This is a genomic window from Agrobacterium sp. 10T429 (genome assembly GCF_056393925.1).
In genome coordinates this window covers 36,494-56,019 of the sequence record NZ_JBFTGV010000010.1, presented here as the reverse complement: position 1 = coordinate 56,019, position 19,526 = coordinate 36,494, and the positions used below count along the sequence as shown (strand labels likewise).

Sequence of the window (19,526 nt, the reverse complement as noted above, 5' to 3'; positions counted from 1 at the left end):
CCGGCGTTGGCCCGTGTCTCAATTACTGCTGTAAAGACGATAGCGGCTGCCGGGATAAAGGAGGCGGACGGAAGACACGATCCCCTTTGTCGACCATGTGCGACGACGCACGAGCAGGCATGGTTCCGTCTTGGAAATCGCCAGCAGCTTGCACTCCCAGGGCTGTGCGCTGACCGCCTCGATATGCTGCTCGGCCTTCACGATCGGTGCCACTCGCGTGAGATAACCGTTGGGTGTTACGAGGTTGAAATCCTGTTTGATGTAATCGGGCGCGCAGTCCGAATTGACGAAACGATCCTCGATTTGCATCGGCACGCCGTCTTCCGCATGCACAATGATCGAGTGCGCAGCAAGGCTGCCAGCCGGAACAGCGAGAGCTTCGGCAAGATCTGGATCGCAGGTTTCGATTTGAAGAAGTATGACCCGCGCGCTGTGAACACCGCCGTTTCGTGTTATTTCTTCGGCAATGTTGGGTACGCTCTGGAACTGCGATGTACGCTTTTTGGACGCAACGAACGAACCTTTGCCGCGTACACGCACCACAAGCCCTTCGTCGGCCAGCTCACGCAAAGCGCGGTTGGCCGTCATACGGCTGACACCGAGAATATCGACCAGTTCGTTTTCCGAGGGAACACGTTGACCGATCTTCCACTCACCCGCCTCGACGCGACTGCGGACATAGTCTTTCAGCTTTACATAGAGCGGTGAACTCTGGTCTTCGGTGCCCTGCGCGTCACGAGCGTCCTCAGATATCGGCGGCATCACTTCCCGGAAAATCTTTCTGTCGTGATCCATAGCTATGACGTCACCAATACGCAGGGTTGTCGGCAAAGGGCGGGGCAATGCCACGCCCTTTGCCGATGGATTCAGTTCAATTTGTGTTCGGCCAGCCAGTCGCCAGCCACGACATCGAAACTGTCGTGATTGGCCAGACGACCGTTCATAACGACGAGATCTTTCGTCGTCAGGGCGGCAGAAACAGCATCGAGAGTGCTTGTCACAACGTCGCTAACTTTCGGTGTGGCAATAACTGGTACGATGTTCTGGGCGGGAAAGAGGTTCTTGACGTCTTCAAGCACGATGAGATCGTTTGCAGCGATGGCCGGATCGGTCGAGAACAGGTTTGCAGCATGGACCTGACCGTTGATGAGTGCCGAAAGGGTCAGCGGGCCACCGACGTCAAGCGATTTGAACGACTGGAACTCGAGGCCATAAAGTTCCTTCAGACCGATAATGCCTTCCTTGCGCGTTTTCCATTCCGGTGGACCTCCAAGTACGAGCTGCGAGGCTACGGGTGCGAGATCGGCAATCGTCTTCAGCTTGTATTTGTCAGCGGTCGCGCGCGTCACAGCCACGCTATCGGAATCCTGTGCTGCGGAGGGTGTCAGCATCGAGACGCCTTTCGGCAGAGCCGCCTTGAGCGCTGCGGCCACATCGCTTGGCGAATGGGCCGTCGCGTTCTTGTCGAGATAGCTCAGCGTCGCACCAGCATACTCCGGCAACAGATCGATTGATCCGTCGAGCAACGCAGGGATATAGACTTCGCGGCTACCGATGCTCAACTTCGTTTCGACGGCAACACCCTTGGCGGCAAGGGCCTTGGCGTAGATCGTCGCCAGAAGCTGGCTTTCGGGGAAGTCGGCGGAACCGACGATGATTGTCGTCGTATCGGTTCGCGGAGTGGCTGGCGCGGCCAGCGGATTGCTTTGCGCCAATGCCGAAGCAGCGGAAAGTGCCATGAGCGCAAATGCGCTGGCGGCAGTGATGATCCTGAATGCCATGCGAGCTTCTCCTTTATGTTGAAACAGTCGTGGAATAGAAAACCCGGTTATTTTAGAACCTCTAACGCTTCGCTCGACGCGTCAGCCCTGGTGATACGGTGACCCTCGATATGACGCCGATGATCAGATCCACGGTCAGGGCCAACGCACCGACGAGAACGGCACCTGCGGCCATCTGATAATAATCGTTCTGCGCCCGCCCATCGATAATCAGGCGACCGAGACCACCAAGAGAAACATAAGCGGCGATGGTTGCGGTCGAGATGATCTGAAGCGTGGCGCTGCGCAGACCGGAAAAGATCAATGGCAGAGCGCATGGCAGTTCCACATCGAACAGAATATCGAGCGGACGTTTCCCCATGCCTCTTGCAGCGTCCACCGCAGCGGGATCCACCGCCGCGATACCGGCGTAACTGCCAGTCATGATCGGCGGCACGGCCAGAAGCACGAGCACGATAAGGCTGGGTACGATAAAAGCCATATCGGATGCGAAAACGGGGCCAAAAACAATCACAAGAAGTGCGATCAGGCCGAGGCTTGGAAGGGAGCGCAGCGCATTTGCAAGACCCGCGATGAAGACGACACCGCGTCCCGTGTGTCCCACATAAAGCCCAACCGGCAAGCCAATCAGACAGGCGAGAAAAAGGGCCGCAAAGCTATAAGCCAGATGCTGACCGACAAGAACGATGACACCATCACTCCCTGTCCAGTGAGCTGGATCGCTAAACCATTCGATCATCGCGCCGCACTCCCAGGCTGCCACGGCGTCAGGCGGCGTGAAATGAACAGAACAAGCCCGTCCAGCAAAGCTGCGAGCAGCACGCAGAGTACGATGCCTGCTATGATCGGCGTCAGGAACCGCAGTTGAAGCCCCTGCGTGAAGAGCAGACCAAGTTGCGGCGTTCCGACCAGTGCCGCTACGGAAACGATGCTGACATTGGAAACCACGGCCACACGCAATCCGGCGGCAATCACAGGGACCGCGAGAGGTAGCTCCACCATCACCAGACGCGCAACCTGTCTGTAGCCCATGGCATTCGCCGCCTGGAGGACGTCTGGCGAAACCGATTCCAAACCATCGTTCACTGTTCGCACCAGAAGCGCCAACGCGTAGATCGTCAGCGCGACGACGACGTTTAGCGGATCGAGTATACGGGTGCCGAGCACCAGCGGCAGCAGTACGAACAGCGCAAGCGACGGAATTGTGTAAAGAAGTCCGGCAACCCCCAGCAGGGTCGACCGGAATAAACCGGCCCGCTGCGCAATCCAACCGAGCGGCAGGGCAAGAAGCAGGCCGATCACCACCGGGATGACCGAAAGGCCGAGATGCCAGATAAAAAGCTCGAAAATCCGCCCGGATTCCCGGTAGAGCCAATCAAACCTCATGGTTGACCTCCGAAGCGACCGACCCGCGCGGCTTCGATGGCTTTGGCGACATCAGAGAGTGTGACGGTGCCGACAAGCTGGCCCGTTGACCCTACGATGACCCCGCGGCCGGAGGGCGAACTCAACGCTGCATCGAGCACATGGCGCAAACTGCTACCTTCCGGCGCCAGCGTACCGCTGAGATTGAGATCTCCCTCGCGCAGTGGCTGCCTGAGACCCTGCGCATCGGCCCATCCAATGGGACGATGTTCGGCGTCAGTCACCAGAACCCAGCGATCCGTTGCAACGCCACGAAGGCTGTCCGGTGTTGCGCCGAGCAAGGCTGTCGGCTCCGCACCGAGAGGGACTGCTCCGTCAAATTCTGCAAAACTCAGGAAGCGATACCCTCTGTCCCGGCCGATAAAGTCCGCCACGAAGGCATCTGCCGGGCGCGCCAGCAATTCCTCTGGAGTGGCGATCTGCGCAAGCGTTCCGCCGGCACGCAAAACAGCAACCTGATCGCCAAGCTTCAACGCTTCGTCAATATCATGGGTCACCATGATGATGGTCTTGCCAATCTCACGCTGCAAGCGAAGAAATTCGTCCTGCAACTGTGTGCGAACGACGGGATCGACAGCACTGAAGGGTTCGTCCATCAGCATGAATTTGGGATCTGAAGCGAGTGCACGTGCAACGCCGACGCGTTGCTGCTGGCCACCCGAAAGCTGCCACGGATAACGATCGGCAAAGGCGGCGGTCAGCCCTACACGCTCAAGCAACTCATGCGCCGTGCGCAGTGCTTTTTCCTTCGGCGCTCCGTTTAGCCGCGCAGTGGTCGCAATGTTCTGAACAACGGTGCGATGGGGGAAAAGCCCGGCATGCTGGATGACATAACCGATACGACGGCGCAGCAGTGCCACGTCCATGCCATCTGTCGGTTCGCCGTCAAGAAGGATCGACCCGGACGATTGTACGATCAACCTGTTGATCATCCGCAAGGATGTGGTTTTGCCGCAACCCGAAGGGCCGACGAACACGGTCAGCTTGCCGTTTGGCGCCGTCAGGGACAAACCGTTTACGGCAGTAGCCGCGCCCGCATATTGCTTGGTGACGTTGTCGAAGACGATCATGCAAATCTCTCCTGCGCTCTGTCTGCGCCTTCAGGCTCGGCAACTGTGATGACTGCCTAGGTTGTMTATACAAGCACGCAAATAGCGTATCCGCAAGATAGATCGATGAAAATATCCGCAACCCTAAAAATGACTAAACTTTAAGCATTTTGACCGCTATAGAGACGCTGTATGCACATAGAGCAAGCGGTCTCAGCGGCCGCAACTCTCTACGCCTTCAAACTGCGCTGCTTTTCCGATCAAGATCAGGCCCGCTCAACGCGACAAATTTGTTCATAAGCAACTCGTTGCTTCGATTTTTGTGCGCGGGAGCAGAATGGAAATACGAATTAATTCGTGCTGAAATTCAAAAGATCGCGCGCTGATCGTGACTGAGACCGCAAAACAGGCGTTTTTGAAAACCACTCATCCACGGCGACTTGTCTCGAGAAGGCCATAAAGCCTTGTGGCCACCGCCATCGAACAATAGTATTACCGCGTCGTATTCAATTAACGAGGATAACATGGCAACAGGTACCGTCAAATTTTTCGCACAGGACAAGGGCTTCGGCTTCATCACACCGGACAACGGCGGCCCGGACGTCTTCGTCCACATCTCCGCCGTAGGGTTTGGTGGTTCTCTTCAGGATGGCCAGAAGGTCAGCTACGATGTTGGACAGGACCGCAAGACTGGAAAGTCCAAGGCCGAGAACGTCAGCCTCATCTGATCAGCGTCTCTTGGCTCCGCGATTACTCGCGGGGCCAAATCGGTCCTTACTCCCGCTGACCTTAGGCTGTTTCCATCCCGTCGCTCCCAATCCGTGCCAAGCCGGCTGCAAAAACTTCGGCGTCGATGGGGCGGCCGAAAAGGTAGCCTTGGCCGACCGGACAGCCCATTTCGCGAAGCATTTTGCGCTGGGCCTCGGTCTCCACGCCTTCTGCAACCACAGTTAACCCAAGGGCGCGTCCAAGATCGATAACGGCCTGGACGATCACCCTTCTGGACGGCCTCGTTGCGAGTTCGCTGATAAAGGTGCGGTCTATCTTGATCTCGGTAACCGGAAAGGTTTCGAGCGAGCGCAGGTTCGAATAGCCTGTGCCGAAGTCATCGACGGAAAGGCCGACGCCGCTCTGTCGCAGCCGCTGAAATGCGTCCATCACGCCGGGTGTATCGCTGAGGAACATGCTTTCGGTGATCTCAAGCGTCAACCATGCCGGGTCGGCCTTGGTCAGGCACAGGACCCGATCCAGCATTTCGGCCATGTGATGCTGCAGGAACTCCCCGGCGGATACATTCACCGCAAAGCGCAAAGCCTTGTCGCGATGCGCGTTAATGCGCCGTGCATAAGCCGCGACGGTCGTCAGACTTCGTTCGGTCAGATCAAGCAGCAGACCTGATCGCTCGGCAGTCTCGACGAAACTTCCGGGGAGCTGGCTGCCAAACAGAGGATGATTCCAGCGTATCAGAGCTTCCGCACCCACCCACTCGCCGGTTGCAAGGTCTACCTGGGGTTGGAAGTGATACACAAATTCGTCATTCGCGACCGCGACCTTCAATTCGCGAGTCATTCGCACGCGTCGGCTTGCCTGTTCGTGATCCGAGTCTCGAAACCGTCGCGGACCACCCAGAGGGGCGGACTTGGCGGCCCACAGGGCGATGCCGGCATTGCGGATCAGCGAAATGGGTCTCGCCCGAGGCTGCCCCACCGCATAGCCGATGGCGAAACGCAGTGAGACACTCGCACCTGGCACGACGAAGTCAGCGGCAAGCGAAGCGGATACCGCTGCCACGATAGTATCCGCACTTGATCCATCCGCGAGCTCAAAAGCCAAAGCGAACTCATTGGCGCCCATGCGTCCCACCTGGGCAGCTCCCACGTCCCGCAGCCGCCGCCCGGTTTCATAAAGCAGGGCATCCCCGACTTCGAAACCGTATCCCGTGTTGAAATCGTGAAAACCGATCACATCCAGCTTCACGACCAAGGGCGTCGCTTTGGCATTGGTTGCGAAACGTTCCTCGGTAGCCAGGATAAATGCTTGACGGTTCAGGCAACCCGTGGTCGCGTCGAGGTTCGCGACACGATCCAGCGCGGTGTGCGCCTGGCGAATCGCCGAGACGTCGCGCAGTATGCCGACGTAAAATAGTTCTTCGCCCACCCAGGCAGGCCGGAGACTGAGACTGTTCCAGAACGCCGACCCGTCCTTTCGATAGTTACGCAGCGTTGAGTCCAGAGGCTCCGCCGCCTCGATCGCAGCGCGAATGTGGACGACCTCTTGTTGGTCGCGCTCGTTGCCCTGCAAATAGCGGCAATCTTTCCCGACGACCTCGTTCCGAGCGTAGCCAGTCAGATGCTCGAAGGCCTTATTGACATAGAGCAAAGGCGAATTGGCGCCCAAACGCTGTGCGATCGCGATCCCATCGGTTAGTTCTTCGACCAGCGTCGCAAGAATTGGCCTGATAGCGTCGGAGCTGAGAAGCGCATTGTCCGACATGACCGGCGCGGGCTGCATGAGGTGCGACTGCATGCGTTTTTCGAATTCTTCCATGACAAGAACCATGGACGGCGAACACAGACGGGGCAACCCGCAGCCGAGGCGGTTCCAGGACAAGCGTCAGCCGTTTTCGGACAAACTGATTCTCGCGCCATCGCCAGACGTCCGAAAGCGATCACGGTAGTCGGACGGCGTCACTCCAGCGTGCGAAACAAAGGCACGGCGCATCGCGCGTGTCGATCCAAAACCACTTCTCGCTGCCACCAATGCGATTGGCAGGCGGCTCCCTTCCAAAAGGAAGCGCGCAACGTCGATACGGGTCCGGTCGACATAGTCTGATGGCGATATACCGACCTCCTGCGAAAAAACACGCGTAAAGTTCCGCACACTCATGGCCGCGATCTTCGCCAAGGCGCTGACAGAGAGGTCCGCCGCCGGATGGTTCAGAACATATTGCTGGACGTTGTGTAGACGGCTGCGGTCGATAGCCTGTGCCGCCAGATGCACGCTGAACTGCGACTGATCGCCTGGTCGCTTCAGAAACACGACGAGTCGGCGAGCAACGTAGAGCGCAATCTCCCGGCCCAAGTCCTCCTCGACGAGGGAAAGGCCGAGATCTATAGCCGCGCTGGAACCGGCCGACGTGATCATCGCGCCATCACGGACAAAAACCCGGTCGCTTTCCACCCGCGTCTCGGGGAAGCGCTCGGCCAACAGTGACGCGAACTGCCAGTGCGTCGTAACACGCCGGTCTTTCAGTAGACCTGCCTCGCCAAGCACGAATGCCCCTGTGCAGACGGAGCCATAGCGCCGCGCCTGAGCCGCGATTTTAACAATCCAGTCGACAACACGCCCGCCCGGACTTTGCGGAACTCCGACGCTGCCGGCTACAAGCAATGTATCCGGGCTACCAAGGTACGCGTCGTAAGCGCAGTCGGTCAGGATTTTTAGCCCCGATGCACAGCGAATCGTGCCCTCGTGCCCTGCCAAGACAGCAACTTCGTAGAACAACTTTTCAACACGGGCATTTGCTTCGGCAAACACGTCCATTAGCCCTGCAAGCTCCAGAGAATGCACGTCCTTTGGAACGAAGATCACGATCCGCATGAGAGTATCTTTCCCTGCACAAAGGACTCAAAGCTCTCGACGAGGATCTAAGCGCCGACGCCGGTCTATGTGGCGACGGTTGCACAATGCTGAAGGTCCGTCAAAGTCAAAGGTATTAGCTCGAAGCGGCGGAAGAACTCTGCACGCGCTGACTTTGTTCGAACTGCCGACCACTAACGGATGTTTTTATGATTGCTACCGCAACCCCAGCCGCCCGCCATTGGTGAACGAGATATTATCTCATTTTGTTGCCGATCTGAGCCCATCTGTTCGACATTGTGAGGGTCGAATAGTCTGGGCTATGAACGCTTTTCGGCGAGGATAGACAGCATGTGTATCTGCGGCGGCTTGGCGAACAGGTCCCCTGCCTCTGCCTTCGCCATCAAGGCTGCAGCGACTTGGCCATTTAGGTGCGCATCCCTACCGTCCTCATCGTCGAACGTATCGAAGATTGCAAACGAACTTGGGCCTCCCTGTATCGCATACCAGGAAATCGTGCCGGGCTCTGCATTGACCAGCGGTAAGGCTGATCGCAGAAACTCGGCGACCTCCTGTTCCTTGCCGGGCATTGCCTCGAGCGGAACGTAAAGCGCGAATTTGGTCATGACCACCTCCATGGGCACATCATTGTGCCGCAACTGAAGGAACGCGTTAAGCACGACAAATGTTCGGTGATGGACAATAAAAAGGGGTGTCGATGTAAAAAAAAGCGATCCCCGCCTCTGCACACATGAGGTTTCGATGATCAGTCGATTTCTGGATGGCCACCTAAAGCAACGAGCTGCTCTGTGTTGTCTATGTCCACCTTGGCGCTTTCGCCGATCTCTATGTCGATGACGTCGAGACCAGATTGGGTGATTATCTTGCGCGCGCCGCTGTCGCCTATAAGCGCCATGAGCTGCGGGAATGCGGCGCGAGGAAAGACCACCGGGTTTCCCGGATTTCCTTCGCACACCGCGCGAATAATCGCCTTTCCGTTTCTCTCCGCAAAAGCGCCGATGAGTACGTCAATATCCGCAGGTTCAAGCAGCGGCATATCCGCAAGCATGATCATAATCCCATCGGGGGCTTGCAACGCGGCGCGCTGGACGCCGAGCACGATCGAGCTTGCCATTCCGTCACTGAAGTTGGAGTTTCTCGCGATGATCACGTCGAGCCCTGCAATTTCGGCCTCGACGTCCGAGCTTCGGTATCCGGTCACAACAAACACAGAATGACTGCCGGCCCCAAGCGCTGCCAATGCGGCCCGACGAACGAGGCTGGTTTCCCGAAAACGCGCAAGAAGCTTGTGCCCGGCACCCGCCATCCTGCTCGATCGTCCAGCGGCCAGGACAACCACGGCAACTGAAACTCGTCTAGCTCCTTCCGCTTCCAAACCGAACCTCACGCATAGAGGGACAAGCGGCTCGCCGCGATGTCGGCAAGGATGGACAGGGCAAGAGAGTTCGCATCGCGGGTTGGCCCGAAAAGCCCGATCGGTGCCCTTATCCGATCAGTATCTGCCCGGGAGAAACCGGAGCTGACAAGGAAATCGACCCGTCTACGGTGTGTACGGGTGCTCCCCAAGGCGCCGATGTAGAATGCGGGTGACCGTAACGCGGCTTGCAGAACGGCCTGCTCCGCATCAAGGTCGTGATGGAGAAGAACAACAGCGGTGTACTGATCGATATCGGGCACAACTTTTTCGTTTGCTGTGCAGGCAACCACCTCGTAGCCGGAGGATTGGGCTATATCAGCGGCCCTCTCGGCCTCTATACTTTGACCGGAAATCACGACACGCGTACGCGGCCGATAGACCGTGAAAAAGCGGTCGTCGGCGTAACCGGCCCGCGATGGCGGTTCGACGATCTCGAGCTGTTGGGTCTGCCTCGTGTAGCACAGGCCCGTGGTCCGGCGCTGATAAAGCTGTTCAAGAACGCCGCTCAACATCTCGGTATTTTGCAGCACGTGGATCGACACTGTAATCCCACCACCGCACGGCAGGGAAATGTCGAAAAAGGGGGAGCCTAATCCGAACTTCACCTCCCTATCTCTGTTCTCGCCCATTGCGTCGAGCGCCTCGGAAGCGACAGCCGCCTCAATGCAGCCCCCAGACACATAACCACAAAAACGACCATCGGCCGCAACGGCGACATGGGAGCCAAGCGCGCGCGCCGCTCCCCCGCGAATTTCGACAAGGGTGGCAAGTGCCACCCTGCCCTTTGCAAGCTCCCTTATCGCAAAGCCAAATATTTCTTCCGTATCATCGGTGAGCAACGACCTGACCGGCGTCGGCTTTGTCGCAGCTTGGATATCCTCCTGAGGACAGATATCCGTGAGGGCGGCGATGTCGTCATGCAACATCCGGCAGCCCGCCTATGATCTTGTCGAGCGTCACAGGATAGTGACGCACCCTCACCCCGGTGGCATTGTAGATTGCGTTGGCGACAGCTGCAGAAACCCCGCAGAGACCAAGCTCGCCAACGCCCTTGGCCTTCATCGGCGACGACATGGGGTCTGCTTCGTCCATGAAAATCACTTCCTGATGAGGAATGTCTGCATGCACCGGAACTTCGTAGCCAGCCAGATCGTGGTTGACGAAGAAGCCTTGCTTCGTATCGACCGCCAACTCCTCGGACAGGGCTCCACCCACACCCATTGTCATGGCACCAATAACCTGGCTGCGCGCTGTTATCGGGTTCAGGATCCGTCCGGCCGCACAAACGGCCAGCATGCGTCGAATGCGCGTTTCACCCGTGGCCACGTCAACGCCGACTTCCACGAAGTGGGCACCGAACGTTGACTGTTGATGGGCTTCGGAAAGATCGCCCCATTCCATTCCATCCTCGCCAACAAGGCCGTTTGGCGCAGCCGCCTCCGTAAGCGCTACCGAACGGTTTCCTGATCGAACCTGTCCGTTCTCGAACACGACGTCATCAGTGTTAAAGCCGAGTTTCTGCGCCACCGCCTCACGAAGCTTCACGCAGGCTGCGTAGACGCCGGAGGTAGAACAGTTCGCGCCGAACTGCCCGCCCGACCCCGCCGAAACCGGAAAGCGGGAATCGCCCAGCTGGACGGCTACTCGATCGACCGGCAGGCCCAGCATCTCAGCTGCTGTTTGTGCGATGATGGTATAGCTGCCGGTCCCGATATCGGTCATATCGGTTTCAACCGTCGCAATGCCGTCAGCGCCGAGCCGAACCCTTGCTGCGGATGGGAGGAGAAGATTGTTGCGCAAAGCGGCTGCAACACCCGATCCGATAAGCCAGTTTCCTTCTCGTCGGGACCCCGGCTTGCCGCGCTGGTTCCAGCCAAACCGTTCCGCCCCGAGCTTGAGACAGCCGACCAGGTTCCTTTGGGTAAAAGCGCGCTCGGGCTTCTCAGGGTCGACCTGAGTGTCGTTGAGTATCCGAAACTCGACCGGATCGACGCCCACCTTTTCGGCTATCTCGTCTATGGCGATCTCGAGGGCCATCAACCCCGGCGCTTCGCCGGGCGCCCGCATCGCATTGCCTTCTGGCAAGTGAAGCGTGGCCAGTCTCATGGCAGTCATCCGGTTCTCACCCGCGTAGAGCAGTCGTGTCTGATTGACAGCCGTTTCCAGCTGGCCCCCAGGCTGGTCACCCGACCAGCTTTCGTGAGCAATCGCGGTGATTTTGCCGTCCTGTGTCGCTCCAATGCGAATACGCTGGATCGTCGCCGGCCGATGCGTCGTGTTGTTGGCTATGAACGGACGGGGAAGCGCGACCTTGACCGGACGTCCAGTAGCCTTTGCTGCAAAGGCAGCGAGCACCGCGTCGGCTCGCAAGAAAAGCTTACCCCCGAAACCCCCGCCTATGAATGGCGACATCAAATGGATATTGTCCTTGTCGATACCAAGTGTAGTCGCCAGATCGGATCGCCACCAATCAATCATCTGGCTGGACGTCCAAACGGTCAGTTTATCGCCATGCCACGCAGCGATGGACGCATGGGGCTCCATCATGGAATGTGACTGATCTGGAGTGGTATAACTTTCGTCGAGAGTGACCGGTGCGCTCTTGAAGGCTCCCTCGAAGTCACCGACTGCCGTGTCGGGCTGCTGCTTCTCGTCAGGCTTGACCGCACTGTCCTTGGCCTTCTTGAGATCGAAGCTCCCGGGCGCAGTTTCATATTCTACTGTCACAAGCGAAGCTGCGGCGCGCGCCTGCTCGAAGGTTTCTGCGACGACCACTGCCACCGCCTGGTGATAGTGCTGGACTTCATCGCCACCAAAAAGATTGGCTGTGTTGAATTTACCCTTCTCGCGCTTGCCCACGTCCAAGGTGGTGACAACAGTCAAAACGCCGGGGGACCGCTTTGCGGCGTCGGTCGATATCGACCGGATACGGCCCTTCGCAATCGCGGCACCGACCGGATACCCGTAGGTGTAAGGAATATTCGGATCATGCCATTCATAGGCATACATTGCTCGGCCCGTCGTTTTCTCTTGGCCGTCAATGCGGGGGATAGGCTGACCGACGACTTTCATCCGGTCGATGGGATTGTTGATTGCAGGTGTGTCGAATTTCATGTCGTTATCCCCTTGCCTCTGCGATCACCGCACCGATCGTTCGTTCCACGAGGGTTATCTTGAAGCGATTTTGCTCCGTCGGGCGAGCGTCGCCGAGAAGTGCCGCACTTGCGGCTTTTGCACCACTCTTTAGCTCCTGGTCACCTGAGCCTGTTCGCCAGGGCTTGTGAGCGACGCCACCGACAGCCACGCGGCCGGTGCCATCCGGCTGGATCACCGCAGCAACGGATATGAGCGCAAACGCGTAGGAGGCCCGATCGCGCACCTTGCGATAGATATGCTTGCCCCCAATTGGCTTCGGCAGCGTGACCGCAGTTATGAACTCGCCCGGCTCCAGGACCGTCTCGATGTGTGGGGTATCGCCGGGAAGCCTGTGAAAGTCTGCGATCGGGATTGCGCGGCTACGACCGTCGCCATTGACCGTTTCGACGGTTGCGTCGAGCGCCCTCATCGCAACAGCCATGTCGCTGGGATGAGTGGCGATACAGGATTCGCTGCTTCCGACGACTGCATGCTGTCGCGAAAAACCGCCAAGGGCCGAACATCCGCTTCCCGGCTGCCGCTTGTTGCACGGTTGGTTGGTGTCATAGAAATACGGACAGCGCGTACGCTGGAGGAGATTGCCCGCGGTGGTGGCCTTGTTTCGCAGTTGACCAGACGCCCCGGCGACCAGGGCGCGGGTAAGCAAACCATAGTCGCGACGGACAGTCTCGTCGCTTGCCAGATCGGTATTGCGGACCAGAGCCCCTATGCGCAGACCGCCATCAGAGGTGGTTTCGATCTTGTCGAGACCAACTCCGTTGATGTCGATGAGATGCGCCGGGTGCTCGATCTCCAGCTTCATCAAGTCCAGGATATTTGTCCCGCCGGCGATGAATTTGGCTTCCGGATTGGCTGCTGCCGCTTTCGCTGCCGCCTGAGCCGTTGTGGCTCGCTCGTATGTGAAGGCTCTCATGCTTCGATCCCCCCGACTTCGGCAATTGCATCGAGAATGTTCGAGTAGGCGCCGCATCGACAGATGTTGCCGCTCATTCGTTCCCGAACTTCTGCCGCGGTGACTTCAACCTTTGCGGAAATGTCTGCAGTGGCATGGCTTGGGATGTTCGACTTGATTTCCTCCAAGACCGCCACGGAGGAACAGATTTGTCCGGGAGTACAGTAACCACACTGAAAACCGTCGTGTTTGATGAATGCGGCTTGCATGGGATGCAGGTTTCCAGGTTGTCCGAGGCCCTCGATGGTGGTGACCTCGTCACCGTCGTGCATCACAGCCAACGTCAGGCACGAATTGATCCGGCGTCCATCCACCATCACGGTACAAGCGCCGCACTGTCCGTGATCGCAGCCTTTCTTTGTGCCGGTTAGATGAAGGTGCTCGCGCAAGGCGTCGAGCAAGCTCGTGCGATTGTCGAGTTCGAGATCATGCATCTCGCCGTTCACTTTGAAGGAAACACTCGTCTTGAAATTCATTTCTTCCCCCGAGGACTGTGCTGCGGCTCCTTTTGCCGCAACTCCCGTGACAGCAATTGCCGCCGCCGAGGAAACAAGTAAGTCCCGCCGCGAAAGTTCCAAATGTGAGTGATCTCTCATCTCCAGCTCCATTCGTTGTTGATGGTCTGGCGCACTCGGAGAAACGCCATATCCCAACATAGGGAAGCAAAAGAAGATGATTAGATGCGCCTTTTCGCTAACACTTATTAGCGAGGCTCATAAATCGGCATACGCGATCCATGGGGCAGCCACCGTCAGCCGCCCACTGTCACCCAGGCTGTCTTTCTAGAGATGGAGTAGACCACGCGCTCATAAAACTAACGCATCTGGCAGAGTTGCGACAATTGCGACCCCGTCCAGCGCCTCGCGAGTTCGCTGGCATCCACCGTGCCGGGCAGGAGGCTTCCCAGCTCACCGCCGATCTGAATTTGAGCATCGGTGATTTTGCATGCTCTTTCGTTGACTGAAACGATCACCGCAATCTCCGACTGCATCGGTGGCATCTCGAAAAGCGCGTCGGGAGGGCTTTCGCAAGTAACTATGGCCGTAGCTCTAAGAGTGGAGTTTTGATCCACGCCACGGCAAAATTCTGCGGATTGCACGCGGAAACTGCGAGTTTGGTTGGGTCCGGCTGGGAGCTGCTCACAAACCTGTGCTGAGGAAACTGCCCCTGCAATGAGCGGCCATTCAGGCCGCCCAACCAGAGAAACGCAATTTGCGAAAACGGGGGCGGTTGAGGCGACGAGCGACGCCATACATACAAACAGCGCTGGGATAGGATGTTTCACGGTGCCACGCTCCTCCACGTCTTTCAGACAGTTGTAAAGCTGGATTGCGGCTTTTTCGCTTCGAATGCAGCAGGAGCCGGTTAATCGATCCGTATATGCGCCGTTTGGTCAGGCTTTTCTGGCGGGGAGGATGGGCGAGAAAACCAAAACGATTGGCGCGATAGCGCTCGTGTTTTGAGATGTCGCTTGCATGATGGCCGACATCCATCTGGTACCTTTCACGACAACGGATGAATGAGAAAAGTTTAGTCGGCTCCAGGTTTCCTGCGTCAAATGGCATAAAAAAGGGCGGCCAGAGCCGCCCGTTTTATGGAATGTTTACGCCGCCCCTGGCCGGTTGATCGTCAGGAAGTGACGAACGACGGGTTTGTCCGGACCAACATGGTAGGTCAGAACCTTTCCCTGCACGTCTGCATCGGCGTTGGAAACCCGCTTGTGCTGGCGGAGGTGCTCAGCCCAGGATTCCACCATGAACCACTCGACGATCTTTTCCGGATCGGCGGAATCTTCCGTCACACCCCACCCATAGGCACCATCGCGGCGGCGTTCTTGAGAGAGGTGGTCGAGAGCACGCAGGAAGGCTGAACGATGCTGTTTCTCGACCTTGTACTCGATGAGGATCAGGACAGGACCACGGTCATGAGCAACAGGCTCGGCGACCAGCGGTTCCGGCCAGTGGTTGGACGGCACCATGTCGGCGTCACCAGCCGGGAGCTTTACGCGGTGCATGATGAACCCTGCAACGAGCAAGCCAGCTGCACCGATAAGCAATGTCGTCTGAATTCCAACGGCTTCGCCCACAGCACCCCAGCCGAGGCTGCCCGCCGTCATGGCTCCGTTGAATACGGTCAGATAGACAGCGAGGCCACGCCCACGCACCCAGTTGGGCAGAACAGCCTGGGCTGCGCCGTTCAGGGTCGTCAGGGCGGTGATCCAAGCACCACCAAGGAACAGAAGAGCGATAATGGCGACGATCTTCGGCGGGGCGAGCGAAAGAACACCCATGACGACTGCGGTGATCACCGCTGCGCCAAGAAGCAAACCATCCGAGCTCAGGCGTTCGCGTAGCCTCGGCATGACCAATGCTCCACCGATCGCACCGGCGCCGACCGCACCAAGCAGAATACCGTAGAAGCTGGCATCACCACCCAGCAGTTGACGGGCAACCAGCGGAAGAAGTGCCCAGACGGCACTGGCGAATGCGAAGAAGATGGCGGCACGAAGAAGGACGACATGCAGGGGGCGGCTTGAGCGAGTGTAACGTAGGCCAGCCCTGAACGCGCCGAAGAAGTTCTCTTGTAGAGCGTCGTTGGCGTTTTTGGCACGTGGCCACCACACCAGAGCCGCGATAACGAAGATGTAGCTTGCAACGTCTGCGCCATAGGTGATCCCCGCCCCGAACGCTGCCAAAAGCAAACCGCCAGCAGCTGGGCCGATGGAACGAGCGATATTGATGCCGAGGGAGTTGAGAGCGACAGCGCTCTTCACGTCCTCGCGTTTCACCAGTTCAGGAACAATCGCCTGCCAGGTCGGGCCCATCAATGCGGCACCAATGCCGCCGAGGAACGTCAGGCCGATCAGTGCGCTCACGGAAAGCATGCCTGTCTGCGAGAGGACCATCAGCGAGATACTTACGAAGGCCAGCAGGAGCTGGACCGCAATCAGGAACTTGCGGCGATCCAGAATGTCGGTGAGAACGCCTGCCGGAATGGCAAGCAGGAAGATCGGCAATGTTCCGGCCGCCTGAACCATGGCGACTGCAGCAGGCGATGCCGAGAGGTCCGTCATCAGCCATGAGCTTGCGACATCGCGCATGAAGCTTCCGGTATTGCCGAGAACCGTTGCAATCCAAAGGACCGCGAAGACGGGCTGTGCGAGAGGAGCAAAAGTGCCCCCGGATGTTTTCGCGGCGCTCATTTACCCGCTCCCTTTGCAAGGTCGGCCGCTGCAACGAAGATGAATGCACCGGCCAGACCGATGTGTTCGAAGAAGGCGTTCGTTGCCATCATGCGGTCCATGCCGGGCGCCATTTCCCAGAAGCGAAGAGCAATGAACGTTGCGAGAAGCGTAAAGCCTGCAAGTGCGAGTGCGCCTGCCCAGCGCAGGAAGCCCGAGACCACCATCGCGGAGGCCGTAAGCTCGAACACGATGACGACGACGGCAAAGAGAGCGGCAGGCTGCAGACCGAAATGATTCATCTCAGCAAGCGCGCCATTGAAATCGAAAATCTTGGTGAGTGGACCCTGGATGTAGGCAGCGCAGAGAGCAAGCAGCGATACAGTTCTCGTAATGGGAGAGCCGACGACGCGTGCAAGTCCGCTCAAGGCCGAATTCGATATAGGGGATTGGTAGGTCATATCCTGCTCCTTTTTGGTCGCTGACGTGATCGAGCGGCCGCGTTTGATGGAGCGATATTGGCCGGTGATCGCTCTGCCAACAATTGCAGCAATAGTTTCGATTTAATTGCCAATATTGCAATTATAGGGTCGGATCGCTTGGGCGAACAGAAGTCGCCCAAGCGAGGACACGATCAGACTGCCCAGCAAGAGCAGCCAAGAGCGCCGAAGAAACCCTTGAGGTCGGCGATCGGCAGTTTCGAGGTCCAGGCTCCCGCATGGTCGTGACCATGCACGCCGCAATCGCTGGCGCAGCCACAGGTCGAGATAGCCGTGCGCCTTAGAGACCGCGCGCCAGCACCTTCCGGCTCGCCCCATGCAGCATATCCGCCGAACTTGCGGACTGGAGACCAGTCGGGCATTGCAGGCGGCACGTCGTTCTCGTCGAGCGTTTTGAAGTCACCCGCTCCATAGACGATTTTGCCGCCAACCATGGTCAGCTCCGATACCAGGAACGAGATCTCGTCTTCGGCGCAGGAGAAGAAGTCCTTGTCGGGAACGACAAGGTCGGCGAACTGGCCTTTCTCGATACGGCCTTTCTTGCCTTCTTCATTCGAAAACCATGTGACTTTTTCAGTCCACATCCGCAGAGCCGTCTCGCGATCGAGGCAGTTGGCACGCGGATAGAGTTGCATGCCACCAACCGTCTTGCCGGTCACCATCCAGGACAACGAGACCCAGGGGTTGTAGGAGGCGACGCGGGTCGCATCCGTGCCGGCGGAAACGTTGACGCCCTTGTCGAGCATCTTTCGGATCGGTGGGGTCGCTTCGGCAACGCCTTGGCCATATCGCTCGACGAAATATTCGCCCTGATAGGCCATGCGATGCTGGGTTGCGATGCCGCCACCAAGGGCCGCAATGCGGTCGATGGACCGGTCCGAGATGGTTTCGGCATGGTCGAAGAACCAGTTCAAACCTTCAAGCGGAATGTCCTTGTTGACCTTCTCGAAGACATCAAGCGAACGGGAGATTGTCTCGTCATACGTGGCGTGCATGCGCCATGGCCAACGGTTCTCGGCCAGAACGCGCACCACTTCTTCGAGTTCGCCTTCCATTTCCGGCGCCATTTCCGGACGTGGCTGGCGAAAGTCCTCGAAGTCCGCCGCGGAGAAGACCAGCATTTCGCCGGCACCGTTGTGACGGAAATAGTCGTTGCCCTGCTTGTATTTGACCGAAGACGTCCAGTTGAGAAAGTCTTGCTTTTCTTCCTTGGGCTTCTGGGTGAAGAGATTGTAGGCCAGACGCACCGTCATCTGGTTCTCGTCAGAGAGTTTTTGAATGACCTCGTAGTCATCAGGGTAGTTCTGGAAGCCACCGCCTGCATCAATCACACCCGTTACGCCAAGACGATTGAGCTCACGCATGAAATGGCGGGTGGAGTTGACCTGATAGTCGAGAGGCAGTTTGGGTCCCTTGGCAAGGGTGGAGTAGAGAATGCCGGCATTAGGCTTGGCCAGCAACAGACCAGTCGGATTGCCGTTGGCATCACGGGTGATTTCGCCACCGGGTGGATTGGGCGTATCGCGGGTGTAACCGACAGCGCGCAGTGCAGCACCGTTCAAGAGCGCGCGGTCATAGAGGTGCAGCAGAAATACTGGGGTATCTGGCGCGACCGCGTTGATCTCCTCAATCGTCGGCAGACGCTTCTCCGCAAACTGGTGTTCGGTGAACCCGCCGACAACACGCACCCATTGCGGGGCTGGCGTTATCGCCACCTGGCGCTTGAGCATGTCCATTGCATCTGCCAGCGAGCGCACGCCGTCCCAGCGCAATTCCATATTGTAGTTTAGCCCGCCACGCACAACGTGGGTGTGGTTATCGATGAGGCCGGGCAGGACGCGCTTGCCCTTGAGATCGACGATCCTGGTGTTGGAACCAGCAAGGGACATGACCTCGCTGTCCGAACCGACTTCAAGAAACAGTCCATTCTTGATGGCGACCGCGGTCGCGTTTGGATTGGTGCGGTCAAGGGTCGTGAAGCGACCGTTATGGAGGATCAGGTCTGGGTGCATGGTATCTATTCCGGTCTGGTTGGGATCGGCGGCATTGGCCTTTGAGAAGAGGTTCGAAAACGCCAGGCTCGAGGCCGCTCCAAGGAAGGTTCGGCGCGTCGTCATCAGCTCCGCTCCTCCAAATTGGTTTGCGAACGATGGGCAATCTCCGGAGAATTTCCGCCCTTCGGCATGTGACCGAACATGTGCGGCTTCACCTGCTGGAGCCAGGAAACCGCTGCCGGCTCCTTACTCCAGAGCGATTTGGCGAGCGGGATGATCTGCTCACCGACGAGAATGCCGAGCAGGCCGACAAGCGCGATAACGGGCGGAGCAGGCGAACGCACGTTGAGCAGGCTGTAGACGATGCCGACCAGCAGACCCGCGCCAAGAGACAGAAGATAGATTTTCATGAGAGTCATCCTCGTTAAAACGGACAACCGCTCCGATGCGTCACCGGAGCGGTTGATCTGG

The 19,526-nt window shown here is 58.1% G+C and carries 20 protein-coding genes; 1 reads left to right on the top strand and 19 read right to left on the bottom strand.

Annotated features, from left to right (window positions below):
• Positions 1 to 18 precede the first annotated feature (18 nt).
• The 5 genes from hutC to AC1DCP_RS20445 form a co-directional block, all read right to left on the bottom strand.
• The gene (hutC, locus tag AC1DCP_RS20465; protein WP_076845313.1) at positions 19 to 762 is read right to left on the bottom strand and encodes a histidine utilization repressor; all 744 of its coding nucleotides are present in this window, start codon (positions 760 to 762) and stop codon (positions 19 to 21) included.
• Positions 763 to 866: 104 nt separating this feature from the next.
• On the bottom strand, positions 867 to 1,781 hold the full coding sequence (locus AC1DCP_RS20460; protein WP_003518329.1) for an ABC transporter substrate-binding protein: 915 nt from the start codon (positions 1,779 to 1,781) through the stop codon (positions 867 to 869).
• A 61-nt stretch (positions 1,782 to 1,842) separates the two neighbouring features.
• Entirely contained in the window at positions 1,843 to 2,520 is a 678-nt protein-coding gene (locus AC1DCP_RS20455; RefSeq protein ID WP_003518330.1) for an ABC transporter permease, read from the bottom strand.
• Positions 2,517 to 3,167, bottom strand: a complete 651-nt coding sequence (locus tag AC1DCP_RS20450) for an ABC transporter permease (protein ID WP_019566836.1) — start codon at positions 3,165 to 3,167, stop codon at positions 2,517 to 2,519. Before AC1DCP_RS20450 ends, AC1DCP_RS20455 begins: the two co-directional genes overlap by 4 nt.
• Positions 3,164 to 4,276: an ABC transporter ATP-binding protein gene (locus AC1DCP_RS20445; protein WP_019566835.1), complete on the bottom strand. Its 1,113-nt coding sequence runs from the start codon at positions 4,274 to 4,276 to the stop codon at positions 3,164 to 3,166. Before AC1DCP_RS20445 ends, AC1DCP_RS20450 begins: the two co-directional genes overlap by 4 nt.
• A gap of 503 nt (positions 4,277 to 4,779) precedes the next feature.
• Between AC1DCP_RS20445 and AC1DCP_RS20440 the strand changes: the two genes are divergently transcribed.
• Positions 4,780 to 4,983: a cold-shock protein gene (locus AC1DCP_RS20440; RefSeq protein WP_003518333.1), complete on the top strand. Its 204-nt coding sequence runs from the start codon at positions 4,780 to 4,782 to the stop codon at positions 4,981 to 4,983.
• 61 nt (positions 4,984 to 5,044) lie between these two features.
• On the opposite strand, the gene AC1DCP_RS20435 is transcribed toward AC1DCP_RS20440, so the two are convergent.
• From AC1DCP_RS20435 to AC1DCP_RS20370, 14 genes are all read right to left on the bottom strand, one after another.
• Positions 5,045 to 6,802, bottom strand: a complete 1,758-nt coding sequence (locus AC1DCP_RS20435; protein WP_476774588.1) for a putative bifunctional diguanylate cyclase/phosphodiesterase — start codon at positions 6,800 to 6,802, stop codon at positions 5,045 to 5,047.
• Positions 6,803 to 6,868: 66 nt separating this feature from the next.
• A complete protein-coding gene (locus tag AC1DCP_RS20430) occupies positions 6,869 to 7,855 on the bottom strand; it encodes a GlxA family transcriptional regulator (protein WP_112401708.1) in 987 nt (328 codons plus the stop codon).
• Between the two features lie 299 nt (positions 7,856 to 8,154).
• Positions 8,155 to 8,460 (bottom strand): putative quinol monooxygenase, encoded by a 306-nt coding sequence (locus tag AC1DCP_RS20425; protein ID WP_026331023.1) that lies wholly within the window; start codon positions 8,458 to 8,460, stop codon positions 8,155 to 8,157.
• A gap of 140 nt (positions 8,461 to 8,600) precedes the next feature.
• Positions 8,601 to 9,194 carry a nucleotidyltransferase family protein gene (locus AC1DCP_RS20420; RefSeq protein ID WP_476774613.1) on the bottom strand — a complete coding sequence of 198 codons (594 nt, stop codon included), beginning with the start codon at positions 9,192 to 9,194 and terminating at the stop codon, positions 8,601 to 8,603.
• A gap of 44 nt (positions 9,195 to 9,238) precedes the next feature.
• Complete coding sequence (locus AC1DCP_RS20415) at positions 9,239 to 10,198, bottom strand: XdhC family protein (protein WP_065663403.1); 960 nt, start codon at positions 10,196 to 10,198, stop codon at positions 9,239 to 9,241.
• Positions 10,188 to 12,386 (bottom strand): aldehyde oxidoreductase molybdenum-binding subunit PaoC, encoded by a 2,199-nt coding sequence (gene paoC / locus AC1DCP_RS20410; protein WP_112391844.1) that lies wholly within the window; start codon positions 12,384 to 12,386, stop codon positions 10,188 to 10,190. Before paoC ends, AC1DCP_RS20415 begins: the two co-directional genes overlap by 11 nt.
• Positions 12,387 to 12,390: 4 nt before the next feature.
• Positions 12,391 to 13,341: an FAD binding domain-containing protein gene (locus AC1DCP_RS20405; RefSeq protein WP_035200027.1), complete on the bottom strand. Its 951-nt coding sequence runs from the start codon at positions 13,339 to 13,341 to the stop codon at positions 12,391 to 12,393.
• Complete coding sequence (gene paoA / locus AC1DCP_RS20400; RefSeq protein WP_003518348.1) at positions 13,338 to 13,976, bottom strand: aldehyde dehydrogenase iron-sulfur subunit PaoA; 639 nt, start codon at positions 13,974 to 13,976, stop codon at positions 13,338 to 13,340. Before paoA ends, AC1DCP_RS20405 begins: the two co-directional genes overlap by 4 nt.
• A gap of 218 nt (positions 13,977 to 14,194) precedes the next feature.
• Positions 14,195 to 14,371 (bottom strand): hypothetical protein, encoded by a 177-nt coding sequence (locus tag AC1DCP_RS20395; protein ID WP_003518350.1) that lies wholly within the window; start codon positions 14,369 to 14,371, stop codon positions 14,195 to 14,197.
• A 193-nt stretch (positions 14,372 to 14,564) separates the two neighbouring features.
• Positions 14,565 to 14,873: a hypothetical protein gene (locus AC1DCP_RS20390; protein WP_141682257.1), complete on the bottom strand. Its 309-nt coding sequence runs from the start codon at positions 14,871 to 14,873 to the stop codon at positions 14,565 to 14,567.
• Positions 14,874 to 14,983: 110 nt separating this feature from the next.
• Entirely contained in the window at positions 14,984 to 16,582 is a 1,599-nt protein-coding gene (locus AC1DCP_RS20385) for an MFS transporter (protein ID WP_035200026.1), read from the bottom strand.
• On the bottom strand, positions 16,579 to 17,022 hold the full coding sequence (locus tag AC1DCP_RS20380; protein ID WP_065658421.1) for a DoxX family protein: 444 nt from the start codon (positions 17,020 to 17,022) through the stop codon (positions 16,579 to 16,581). The genes AC1DCP_RS20385 and AC1DCP_RS20380 overlap by 4 nt, the downstream gene beginning before the upstream one ends.
• A gap of 173 nt (positions 17,023 to 17,195) precedes the next feature.
• Positions 17,196 to 19,178: an amidohydrolase gene (locus tag AC1DCP_RS20375; protein WP_065658420.1), complete on the bottom strand. Its 1,983-nt coding sequence runs from the start codon at positions 19,176 to 19,178 to the stop codon at positions 17,196 to 17,198.
• Positions 19,178 to 19,465: a XapX domain-containing protein gene (locus tag AC1DCP_RS20370; protein WP_003519470.1), complete on the bottom strand. Its 288-nt coding sequence runs from the start codon at positions 19,463 to 19,465 to the stop codon at positions 19,178 to 19,180. The genes AC1DCP_RS20375 and AC1DCP_RS20370 overlap by 1 nt, the downstream gene beginning before the upstream one ends.
• Positions 19,466 to 19,526 lie beyond the last annotated feature (61 nt).